Source organism: Streptomyces sp. NPDC052020, assembly GCF_040680575.1.
Taxonomy (GTDB): Bacteria; Actinomycetota; Actinomycetes; order Streptomycetales; family Streptomycetaceae; genus Streptomyces.
In genome coordinates, this window is record NZ_JBFAWY010000048.1 from 30,834 (window position 1) to 42,447 (window position 11,614).

Consider the following 11,614-nt stretch of genomic DNA (forward strand, 5'->3'; position numbering starts at 1 on the left):
GTGCGCGGGCCCGGGTGCGGCCCTGGGCCGCCGCTGCGGCCGGTGTGTCAACCCCCCTGCGGGTCTTTCGGGTTACTGCGGGGGGTTGCCGTGTTTGCGCGAGGGCAGGTCGGCGTGCTTGCCGCGCAGCATCGCCAGGGAGTCGATGAGGACCTCGCGGGTGGCGGCGGGGTCGATGACGTCGTCGACCAGGCCGCGCTCGGCGGCGTAGTAGGGGTGCATCAGCTCCGCCTTGTACTCCTTGACCAGGCGGGCGCGGGTGGCCTCGGGATCGGCGGCCGCCGCGATCTGCTTGCGGAAGATGACGCCCGCGGCGCCTTCGGCGCCCATGACCGCGATCTCGTTGGCCGGCCAGGCGAAACTCAGGTCGGCGCCGATGGACTGGGAGTCCATGACGATGTAGGCGCCGCCGTAGGCCTTGCGCAGCACCACCGAGATCCGCGGCACGGTGGCGTTGCAGTAGGCGTACAGCAGCTTCGCGCCGTGCCGGATGATCCCGCCGTGCTCCTGGCCCACCCCGGGCAGGAAGCCGGGGACGTCCAGCAGCGTGACGATCGGGATGTTGAACGCGTCGCACATCTGCACGAACCGGGCGGCCTTCTCGGACGCCTCGATGTCCAGCACGCCCGCCAGCACCCGCGGCTGGCTGGCGACCACGCCCACCACACGGCCGTCCAGCCGCGCCAGCGCGCACACGATGTTACGGGCCCAGCGCTCGTGCACCTCCAGGAACTCCCCGTCGTCGACGAGCTCCGCGATCACCTCGTGCATGTCGTAGGGGCGGCTGCCCTCGGCCGGCACCAGGTCCAGCAGCGCCGGCGAACGGCGGCCGGGCGGATCCTGCGACCGCACCGCCGGCGGCGCCACCCGGTTGTTGGAGGGCAGCATCGACAGCAGATACCGCACCTCGGCCAGGCAGGACTCCTCGTCGTCGAACACGAAGTGCGCCACCCCGCTGGTCGCGGCGTGCACGTCCGCACCCCCCAGGCCGTTGTGCGTGATCTCCTCACCCGTCACCGCCCTGACCACATCCGGACCGGTGATGAACATCTGCGCGCTGCGCCGCACCATGAACACGAAATCCGTCAGCGCCGGACTGTAGGCCGCACCCCCCGCACACGGCCCCAGCATCACACTGATCTGCGGAATCACCCCCGACGCCCGGGTATTGCGCCGGAAGATCCCCCCGTACCCGGCAAGAGCGCCCACCCCCTCCTGGATCCGCGCCCCGGCACCGTCGTTCAGCGACACCAGCGGCGCACCCGCCGCCACCGCCATGTCCATGACCTTGTGGATCTTCTCGGCATGCGCCTCGCCCAGCGCACCGCCGAACATACGGAAATCATGCGCGTACACGAAGACCGTACGGCCCTCCACCGTCCCCCAGCCGGTGACCACCCCGTCCGTGTACGGCCGGTTGCCCTCCAGCCCGAACCCGCTCGCCCGGTGCCGCCGGAACTGCTCCACCTCCCTGAACGACCCCTCGTCCAGCAACAGACCGATCCGCTCACGCGCCGTCAGCTTGCCCCTGGCATGCTGCGCCTCGGTCGCCTCCCGGCCCGGCCCGGCCAGCGCCCGCGCACGCACCGCCTCCAGCTCGGCCAGACGGCCCCGCGCATCACTCGGCTCACTCGGCTCACTCGGCCCCGCAAGACCGGCAGAAGGCTCCAACACCGTCGCCATGGCAGTCCCTTCCCGTCGCATCGGAGCGGACACGGCCGGCGGAGACCGCACCCGCAGAATAACAAACCGCTCAGGCGGTTTCATGGGGTGGGCGGGACACAACCGGCCGGCCACCCCCGCCACCGGCCGCACCCGCCCCGCCGGCCACACACCCGCCGCCGGCGCCCGGACACCCGGGGCGCCCTTGCACCCGGGCAAACCTCATCTCCAGCTGCCGGGAGCCCGGTACCCTCCCGCCCGGTCCCACAGCACCGCACAGCCCTCCCCGTCCCCGCTCTCCCCGGCACCCGCCACGTCCGCCACGTCCGCCACGTCCGCGGCACCGGCCTGCCGGGCCAGCAGCGAGAACAACGTCACAGCCACAGCGGCGACCTCTTCATCCGTGGCCCGCCCACGCTCGATCCTGAGCCAGGCCGACCGCCCTCCAGCACCCTCCACACGCCCCTCCTCACCCCTTTTGCGCCCACCGTCCACCGCCCCGCTCAAGACACGCTCCAATCCCGCCGGAGCCCCACCCGCCGGCCACGCCCGGCCCCGCACCGCGCCACAATGCCCCGGCACACCATGACCGGCACGACGCCCCGCCCGCGGACCCGGGCACCGCACAGGCCGCAGCCGGCGAAGAACGAGCCCGGCCTGCGGCGGGAACGGCCGAAGCGTCCACGAACGGGGGATCCGCTTCTCCCGGGCCACAAGACCTGGGACCTAGGCCGATGGTCCGGCTCACCGCCCGATGCGTCTCCTCACGCCTGCTGATCGGATAGCGGAGTGAGCCTTGTCAACGAGCCGGGACCGGCCGTCCGTCTGCGCCTGGCCGAGGAAAAGAACGTCTGGCTGTGCACCGTGCGTCCGGACGGCTCTGCCCACATCACACCCGTCTGGTTCGTCTACCAGAGCTCCCGGTGGTGGATCGGCACGGACCACGGCTCCGTCAAGGCCAGGAATATCCGCACAGAGGCCCGCGTGTCCCTGGCTCTGGAAGACGGCCGGTTCCCGGTCGTCGCCGAAGGCGACGCCACACTGATCCCTGACCGGTTCCCCCGCGAGGTCGTGGCCGCGTTCGAGCGGAAATACGGATGGGACGTATCCGCTCCCACCAGCCCCGGAAACAAACGGGTGCTGCTGGAAGTACGGGTACGCCGGTGGCTCATGGCCGGCACGGCCCGGTAACGGCGGCGGCAGGAACACCCCCGCGTCATCACCCGGCAGTGACAGATCCAGGCCGCACCGGCAGCGACGAACACGAGGAAGCACACGGCTCCGCGCCCAAAGCGCCGGCGCAGGCACCGGCAGCCGGCAAGCCAGCGGGCCGTTCCCCCGACGACCCGGCAGCGACTGCCCGGCCGTGACTGCCCAGGTGCCGCGGAGACCCGACGCCTTCGCGGGCGATGCGGTGGCGGACGCCTCTTCCAACGGACCGTTCCACACATGCCGCCCTGCGGGGAGCCGGCGGCCCCGTAAAACAACCCCTTCAGCCACAAGCCCAAGAAGACGCCGCAAAACGGGCTGGGGCCGGGCAAGACCTCCTGCCCGGTCACCTCCACGCTCTGAACACGATGAACAAGCCCATGAGCGCAGCGATCCCCTCACTCGAGCGACGGGCAGACGTCCCCGGCCTGACCCGACCACGCCGGATCAGCCGGAGCGGGCACCCCGGCACCTGCTCCCACACGGTTCACGGAGCAGGCTGCCGTCTCGTCAGCGGCAACGCACCGAAACCGAAGCGGACTTCGCAGCCGACGCAGCGCGCTCTTCGGCCTTCTGGCGGCTTCGCTGGTACGGGCAGAGCCTGCCGGAACCCGCCGACGTCACGGATCGAAACCCGCGGACCGCGGCGCGGCCGCTGCGACCGCTCCTGACCGGACCCCGGCCGGGACGGCCCAGCGCAGCCAACCGACCGCTTCACGACGAGACCCCCCGCCGGCACAAAACATACGCAGCCCCAGACCGGTCCGAGCAGGCCCTGATAGAGACCGGCACGCCCCTCACAGCGGGAACGGAGCCGATTGAACTGATGCAACCAGGCGAAAACACGCTCAACCACGCCACCGCACCTTGCCCAGCCCGCAAGCCGCGGGCGACGCCGCATCGCGCGACCACCGGCCCGATGCCGCGCCCGCGCAACAGCACAACGGCACCTGCCGAAGTCCAAGCCCCGGACCGCGCACCGCAGAGCCGGCTGCTGCCCCCCCCCGGCAGCCAACAGGCACCCGGGCGACGATCAGACGGCCCCACGAGGAAACGGCTGCCCGCCGGCCCCACCGGCCCCACCGGCAGACACCCACCAGGCGACCACCCGGGCAGCCATCACATCAGACCGCAAACCCCCGGCCCCCAGACCGAAATGATCCTCCAGCTCATGCCGCAGGAACTCACCGACCTCCCGCTCGCCGGCACCACCGTAAAGCCGCCCGAGCAAAGGAGCCAGCATGCAGTCGTACTCATCCCCCACGACATCCGCGACACCGACCGGATCCCACTCATTGAGCAAACGCCGCAGATCCTTCTCAGCAGACGTACCCCAAGGCCTCATCACCCCAGACTGCCACCACACAACAACACCCCTCACCCGCCCCCCCCGACAAGAACAGCAGCCACAACACCCCACCAAACCGGCCGGCAGACCACCCGCCCCGCACCACCCGCCACAGCCCCCACCCCTCCCCCGGCCGCCCCCTGACAAAACCACGGAAACGACACCATGACACCCACCCCCGGCACCCACGCCCACAAGCAGAACAGGACCGGGAACCCAATCAAGACCCAAACACCGCAACCCACCCACCGACAGCACACAGCAGACAGGACCAAGGGCCAGGACACACAGACAGAGGAAAGAAAACAGGCGGAAGGAACGAGGCGGCAGGAGGGCAAGGCCGGAAGAGGCAAGGCCGGAAGAGGCAAGGCCGGAGGACCGGGCCTCACAGACAGGACGGAGAGAACGAGGTAGAAGCAGACAGGACGGACGGGAGGGGGCAAGAGGCAGGGCCAGGGCTCACAGACAGGGCGGAGAGAACGGAATAGGAGGAGACAGGACGGGGGCCGAGGGGGGGACCGCACCCCAGGAACAGGGCAGGCAGGACGAAGCGGGAGGAGACAGGGAGGGAGGGGGCCAGGGCTCACAGACAGGGCGAGGGGCGGGGCGGGAGCAGGAGGGTCAGGCCGCGGACGGCCCGAGCACGACCGGAAGACTGCTGTAACCGTTGATGATGAAGGACGGCACCGGATCGATCTCCTCCACCGGACAGGCCAGAGCCACACCCGGGAAACGGTCGAACAGCCCCGCCAGCGCCACACCCGCCTCCATCCGGGCCAGCGGAGCCCCCAGACAGAAATGCGCACCGTGCCCGAACCCCAGCCCCTCCCGGCGGTCAGCACGCAGCACATCGAACACCGCAGCGTCCTCACCATACTGCTCCGGATCCACACCCCCGGCCGCGAAAGACACCAGAATCGGATCACCCTTCTCTATCAGCACACCGTCCAGCTCGATGTCCTCCACCGCGAACCGCATCGGCGAAAACGCCGCCGCCGCCCGCGTCCGCATCGTCTCCGCGATCACATCCCCCCAGCCCGCCCGCCCCGCACGCACATGCTCCAACTGCCCCGGATCAGCCAGCAACGCGGCGACCGCATTGGTCAACAGCGTCGACGTCGTCTCCTGCCCCGCCGCGATCATCAAATTGAGCGTCCCCAGCAACTCCTGCTCACTCAGCCCCTCCCCCCCGTCCCGCACCGCGATCAACGCCGACGTCAGATCATCCCCCGGAACCTCCCGCTTGACCGCCACCAACTCCGCCAGCATCCCGAACACCTGCTCCTGCGCCGCCGTCATCTCCTGCGCCGACACCGACGTACCGAACACCGTCTGCATCGCCGCACACAACTCCCGCCCCAGCCCATGACCCACCCCGAACAGATCACAGATCACCCGCATCGGAAGCCGCTCACAGAACACAGCCCGCAGATCCACCACCCGCCCCGCCGGCACCCCCGCCAGCAACCCCAGCAACTCCCCCACATGACGCTCCACCCCACACCGCAACGCCTCCGTACGCCGCACCGTGAACGCACCCGCCACCAACCGGCGCAACCGCGCATGCCGCTCCCCATACGCGAACAGCATGTTCTCCACCGCCACCCACGGAAACAACGGCCACTCCTGCGTAATACGCCCCTCAACAAACGCCGGCCAATGCCGCCGGGCATCCTTCGACACCCGCCGATCCCTCAACAACCGCCGCACATACCCCGGCCGCACCACCGCCCACGCCACCACCCCACCCGGCAACACCACCCGCACCGCAGGCCCCCCCTCCCGCAACCTCGCAGCCTCACCCGCCAGATCACGCCCCGTCACATCCAGCACAAACGGGCAAACACCTGACTCCATCACGCACTCCAAACAGTCAGCCGGCCGGCCTCAGCAACCACACACGCACGCACCAACACAGAGCACACAGGAACCACAACACCCAACCCCCGCCCCCACCACCCCACACAAACCCCACCAGCCCGTAACCCCACCAGCCCACACCCGCCACACAGGCCCCCACCCAGCCACACCACCACCCCGGCCAGACCCCCCGGCCCAGCCCCAACACCCGCACCCAGCCCAACCCGGACAACCCCCGCACCCAGCCAGACCCGGACAGCCCCCGCACCCAGCCCAACCCGGACAGCCCCCGCGCCCGGCCATCCCCGACCCGGCCCCCGGACACGGACAGACCCGACCGGGCCCCCGGACACGGACAGCCCCGGACAAGCCCCGGCCCGGACAGACCCGGCCCGGCTCAGACACGCCCGCTCCCAGCGAAACCGGCCGGGACCGGCCAGAACTCACCCGCACCCGCCCAGCCCCGCCACCCCAACCAACCTACCGGGACAAGCCCCACCACGATCCCCAGAAACCAGCCGCCCAGGAAACCACCCCACCAGACCCCACCAACCCACCCCAACCACCACCCCCACCCCGCCAGACCACCACCACAAACCCCCAGCAAACCACCCCAACCGAGCATGATGTCGCAACGTGCCGACGTCCGTATCCTTCGGTGGACGAGACCGACCGAGACGGGGCCAGGACGAGCTGAGCCCGTCGTGCGGGAACCGGGGGCGCCGGCGACCTCCGCCCGCTCACCCGACTGGCCGCGTGCCCATGAGCACAAGACCGTCTTCGCGGCGGAGGCCGCCGCTGACGGTGCGCGTCCACAGCCCGACAATGAGACCGTCACCGCCTGGGATGACACAAGCGAGTCCTTCGACAGCCCCGCACGCGACATTCGCGGCAGGGCGGGAAAGCAGGCCTGGACCAACACCCATCCAGTCGTGACAACGGCCTTCGGCCCGGATGATCACGACCACCTGCACCCGACACCTCGGTCCGGCTTCTTTCCGATGACTGGAAACGCACCCTGACGACCACGACCGAAACCGGTGAAGGGATGACGGCCGTAACCACGGACCTGCGAAAACCCCCACACCACAGACAGGCCGCCCACGACACCCAGCACACACCCCCGCGCCCCGTTCAGCCGACAGCCCGCTTCACACCGACAGCTACACCCCCGCCCAACAGCCGGCCGCAGACCCGCTTGACCATGCGGCACCGCTCCCGCCGCACGGTCAGACCCGCCTTCACAACAGCACCCACCACCGGCTTGCAGAAACGCCAGGCCCGTCACCCACAACCGCAACCCCTCGCACGGCTCCCGCAGGACCAAGCCCCCCGTTATCTTTTCCGCGGTCCTGCAAGAGGACCGCTGGCCTTTGGGCCCGGCATGACTGTCCCCCCCTGCCGAACAGATGACCTGGAGGGTGGTGCCACCGGGCCCGAGGGGCGCCGTGACGGAACCTTCTACGAACCCAGAACCCCACGCCTCGCTTGACGAAGGACACAGAGACACCCCCCGCACAGCGCCGGAACCGACACCACACTCCCGCAAGAACGCACCCGCCGACACGCCCGCCCCGGCATCACGGAACCTCCGCCAACTTGAAGTCGCAGGTCAAAGGGCTGGTGTGACCGATCCTCGGCGAACTCGTGCTGATCCCGGGCGACTGCCTGAGTAGTAGATCGTCCGTCAGCGCGGGCGGCGCCTGAGTCGAAAGGCGGTCGACGGAATCATCCTGTGCAGGGAATCATGCGTAGGTGTCGCCGATCGAAGCCGCAACCGATGACCTGCAAGACCTCGCTGTTCTCTGGAGTATCGGCGAGGCCCATGCTCACGATGTCGTCGTGGCTGCCTGCGCGGCACTCGTCGCCGGACTGGACAGCCCGGCACTGCGCATTCTGGCCGGATACACACGTGCCGAGGCGGAGTACGACGTTCCCGACCTGCTTCCCGTAGTACTCGACGAGCTGGACCTTGTGTTCTACCCGCGCGACAGCGAGGCCGGGCAGGACGCTGCCGTGCGGGCGCTCGCGCACCAGATGCTGGGGGGCCGGCTGACGCCGCGAGAGCTTGCTCTGCGCATCCATCAGCGGTTCGGCCACCAGCTCCCCCTGGCCGAGCGCCTTGCTGAGCTTGATGACGAGTACGACATCGTTGAGTACGGGAACAGGACGTTGGCGCAGCTCGATGCCGAGGTCACGGCCGAAGCTCAGCGTCTGGCGCATGGCCGGCCCGACCAGAACCGACATTCGTAGCGATCGAGCCCTGAACAAGCGGTCGTCAGCAGAAGTAGGTAGCCGAACTGTCCGGTTCTTGCTTGCCGTAGTCCGGCAGCCTTCTACGATCCGGTGCATGCTGGATCCCGAGCTGCTGGAACGGATCACCGCGCGGCGCGCGGAACTAGACGAACTCGAAGAGCAGCTGGTCAAACAGCTGGCGGAAGTGCGGGCCGAGCGGGACGAACTCGCCGTCGCCGAACGCGTCCTTGAACGGATGACCGGGCAGCTCGCCGACGAACGCGCCCAGGCTGCGCCGATGCCCGGGCAGGTGGGCGGCCGGCCGGTGATGCTGATCCCGCACCGCGAGCCGGGGGTGGAGGAGAACGCCCTCCCTTGGGACTACCAGCGCATCATCGCCGCTGTGCGGCAGGCCGCCGGACCGGTCATGGCCCATGAGGTCGGCGAGGTGGTGGGGGTGGACATCAGCGTGCGGTCCAAGCTGGAACCGCTACGCAGCAAGCTGGTGAGGCTCGTCGGTCGCGGCTGGCTGCGCAAACTGCCTGACGGCCGGTTCGCCACCCGCCTGTGACCAGCAAGACCGCCACTCGGAGCAGCTCGGCACGGCCGTAACCGGGGTGCCCCCGACGGCCGTTGGAATTGTGTGACGAATACCGAAGAGCGCACCAAGAGCACCTGCCCGCTTGTCTACCAGTGCCGCCTGCCGCTGTCCACGAGCACCGTCAACCACCTCGCCGACCTGCCAAGGCGCCATCTGAAGGCGATTCGCTCCAGGTGGCGCATCCTGCCGCCCGGGAAGATCACGGTGATCGTCCTGGCCGTGCTGCGTCACGACCAGCGCCTGGCCGACATGGCCCGCGGAAACCATGTGTCCGAGTCCACCGCCCGCCGCTGGCGCCACGAGCTGATCGGGCTGATCGCCGCCCGGGCGCCGCGCCTGGACCGCGCCCTGAAGAAGGTCGCCAGGCAGGGTGGGGAGGTGGTCCTGATCGACGGCACCCTCATTCGCACCAGACGCCGCACCGGCAAGGCCGACCGGCGGAACTACTCCGGCAAGCACCGCAGCCATGGACTGCACCTCCTCGCCGTGACCGACGAGAACGGGCACCTGATCTGGATATCCGCCGCCAGGCCCGGCCGCACCCACGACAACACCGCCGCCCGCCACAACCACATCCTGGCCCACCTGCGCGCCGCCGGCCTCGGAGCGTTGGCCGACCTCGGCTTCCGCGGCCTGGACAACGACATCCTCGACCCCGTGATCGTCACCGGCTACACCGCCACTCGTACCCATAAGCTCACCCAAGGGGAGAAGGAGGCCAACCGTGTCCTCGCCGTCGGACGGGCACCGGTCGCGCACGGCTTCGCCCACCTCAAGAACTGGCGGATCCTCACCAAACTCCGCACCGATCCCGCCCGCGCCACCCGCCTTTTGCGCGCCCTGCTTGTCCTGACGAACCTCGAAATCAACCGCTGACAGATGATCTTCTCCGTGGGCTCCCGCCCACGACCAGCACGAGTACGCCGAGGATCGGTCACACCAGCCCTTTGACCTGCGACTTCAAGTTGGCGGAGGCTCACGGCGGACCACCGCAGACAGACCGACCTCCACCCCCCGCACAGCGCCGGAACCGACACCGCACGCCCGCAAGAACACACCCGCCGACACGCCCGCCCCGGCATCACGGCGGACCACCGCTTACAGACCGACCTCCAACTCAGGCACCACCCGGGCCCCCACGCCCTACACAGCACCACCAGGACCCCGAAGCAAACAGCAGAACGCTCCGAAGCGACACCACACCCCCGCCGAACCGACCACTCCCGCCACTGACCACCAGACACCGCAACAATCACACCGAACCCAGAGACCAGCAGCCCTGCCACACAACCACAAAAAGACAACGGAACAAGACCGGCCCAGCCCCCCCACACACCACCACACCACCACCGGCAGCCCACCCGGCCAGACCACCCCCGGCCAGACCGCCCCGGCCAGACCACCCCCGGCCAGACCACCCCCGGCCAGACCGCCCCGGCCAGACCGCCCCCGACCGGCCAGGCCACCAGACCCCGACCCACCCCAGCCCGCACCACCAGGCCGGGCACCACCACCGGCAGCCCACCCGGCCAACCCACCCCCGGCCAGGCCGCCCAGCCGGCCGGTTCACCTCACCCGGACACCGCGGAAGCCAGCCCCCCGGACCGGGACCCCTCCCCCGCCCGCCCCCGCGCACCGACCGCCTCCTCATACACCCGCCCCGCACGCTCCGGCGAGAAATCCATCTGCGCCAGCACCGCCGGAACCGCCACCGACGGCAGCACATGCCGGTACAGATCCGCCACCCGCTCAGGCATATCCCGGCGCCCCGTCATGATGTTCGACAACACCTGCACCCCCGTCATCCCCCCCACCAGCACCTTCGTCACCCGCACCAAATCCACATGCGCAAGAAGCTCCCCCGCCGCCCTCGCCTCCTCCAGCACCCCCAACGTATGACGCTCCCACCCCTGCATCGGCAACCGACGGTCCAACCCGTCCCTCGGCGCCCCCTGATCCACCGTCAACCGCACACTCCCCCGCACAATCGCATCACCACCATCCCCCCGCAGCAAAAACGCCAGCAACAACGCCTCATCCAACGACCGCTGCAAACACAACTCCCCCCGCGGCACCACCGGAAGCGCATTCACCTGCTCATCCAGCACACCCTGCGCCAACTCCGCCTTCGAAGAAAAATGAAAATACAACGCCCCCTTCGTCACACCCGACCGCCGCAGAATCTCCGCAATCGTCGCCGCCTCATATCCGACCTCGTCGAACACCTCACCAGCCGCAACCAAAATCGCCTGCCGCGTACGCACCGCACGCTCCTGGCGCACCACAACCCACCTCCACAACCCCGCCCACCCGGAACACACACCCGCATGCCCCAACACCACGGACGGACCGACCAACCACAACACAACCACCCCCCAAAATAGAACCAGACGCCCGGTTTCCACAACCACCCCCACCCCCCCAACCCCCCACCCCCACCACCCCCAAACCACCCCCCCAAACCACCCACCCCACCCACCCCACCCCACCACCACCCCCAAAACCAACCACCCCCACCCCCCAACCCACCCCCCACCACCACACCACCAGCAACTTCACAGAAAATCCTTGCAAAAAACCGGTGGGTCCGTATCTTTATGGCCAGCACTCCCGCCCGTCCACCCACCGACGACCCCGCGGAAGAAGCCCCCATGACCCTCCTGACCATCCACCACCACCCCACCCACAACACCACCCCC

At 69.4% G+C, this 11,614-nt stretch carries 9 protein-coding genes and 1 pseudogene; 4 read left to right on the plus strand and 6 right to left on the minus strand.

Annotated elements, in window-relative coordinates:
* Positions 1-72: 72 nt before the first annotated feature.
* Both AB0L74_RS31535 and AB0L74_RS31540 read right to left on the minus strand, forming a co-directional pair.
* Positions 73-1,683 carry an acyl-CoA carboxylase subunit beta gene (locus tag AB0L74_RS31535; RefSeq protein WP_365659986.1) on the minus strand — a complete coding sequence of 537 codons (1,611 nt, stop codon included), beginning with the start codon at positions 1,681-1,683 and terminating at the stop codon, positions 73-75.
* Positions 1,684-1,884: 201 nt separating this feature from the next.
* Positions 1,885-2,046, minus strand: coding sequence for a hypothetical protein (locus AB0L74_RS31540; protein ID WP_365659989.1), 162 nt, complete (start codon positions 2,044-2,046; stop codon positions 1,885-1,887).
* Between the two features lie 405 nt (positions 2,047-2,451).
* On the opposite strand from AB0L74_RS31540, the gene AB0L74_RS31545 reads away from it, so the two are divergent.
* Entirely contained in the window at positions 2,452-2,853 is a 402-nt protein-coding gene (locus tag AB0L74_RS31545; RefSeq protein ID WP_365659992.1) for a pyridoxamine 5'-phosphate oxidase family protein, read from the plus strand.
* Between the two features lie 784 nt (positions 2,854-3,637).
* Here AB0L74_RS31545 and AB0L74_RS31550 read toward each other — a convergent pair.
* From AB0L74_RS31550 to AB0L74_RS31560, 3 genes and pseudogenes are all read right to left on the minus strand, one after another.
* Positions 3,638-3,807, minus strand: a pseudogene (locus AB0L74_RS31550) (transposase); the annotation flags it as partial.
* A 97-nt stretch (positions 3,808-3,904) separates the two neighbouring features.
* Positions 3,905-4,174 (minus strand): hypothetical protein, encoded by a 270-nt coding sequence (locus AB0L74_RS31555; RefSeq protein ID WP_365659995.1) that lies wholly within the window; start codon positions 4,172-4,174, stop codon positions 3,905-3,907.
* A 666-nt stretch (positions 4,175-4,840) separates the two neighbouring features.
* Entirely contained in the window at positions 4,841-6,052 is a 1,212-nt protein-coding gene (locus tag AB0L74_RS31560) for a cytochrome P450 (protein ID WP_365659998.1), read from the minus strand.
* Between the two features lie 1,782 nt (positions 6,053-7,834).
* Here AB0L74_RS31560 and AB0L74_RS31565 point away from each other — a divergent pair.
* From AB0L74_RS31565 to AB0L74_RS31575, 3 genes are all read left to right on the plus strand, one after another.
* Positions 7,835-8,332: a hypothetical protein gene (locus tag AB0L74_RS31565; protein WP_365660001.1), complete on the plus strand. Its 498-nt coding sequence runs from the start codon at positions 7,835-7,837 to the stop codon at positions 8,330-8,332.
* Between the two features lie 97 nt (positions 8,333-8,429).
* The gene (locus AB0L74_RS31570; protein WP_365660003.1) at positions 8,430-8,885 is read left to right on the plus strand and encodes a hypothetical protein; all 456 of its coding nucleotides are present in this window, start codon (positions 8,430-8,432) and stop codon (positions 8,883-8,885) included.
* Positions 8,886-8,957: 72 nt separating this feature from the next.
* On the plus strand, positions 8,958-9,791 hold the full coding sequence (locus AB0L74_RS31575; RefSeq protein WP_365660006.1) for a transposase family protein: 834 nt from the start codon (positions 8,958-8,960) through the stop codon (positions 9,789-9,791).
* A 695-nt stretch (positions 9,792-10,486) separates the two neighbouring features.
* Here the strand turns inward: AB0L74_RS31575 and AB0L74_RS31580 are convergent.
* Positions 10,487-11,200: a ScbR family autoregulator-binding transcription factor gene (locus AB0L74_RS31580; protein WP_365660009.1), complete on the minus strand. Its 714-nt coding sequence runs from the start codon at positions 11,198-11,200 to the stop codon at positions 10,487-10,489.
* Positions 11,201-11,614: the final 414 nt, after the last annotated feature.

Excerpts from the sequence above, each read along its gene's own strand:
- AB0L74_RS31535 (WP_365659986.1), bottom strand. The coding sequence starts at position 1,683 with ATGGCGACGGTGTTGGAGCCTTCTGCCGGTCTTGCGGGGCCGAGTGAG.
- AB0L74_RS31570 (WP_365660003.1), top strand. The coding sequence starts at position 8,430 with ATGCTGGATCCCGAGCTGCTGGAACGGATCACCGCGCGGCGCGCGGAA.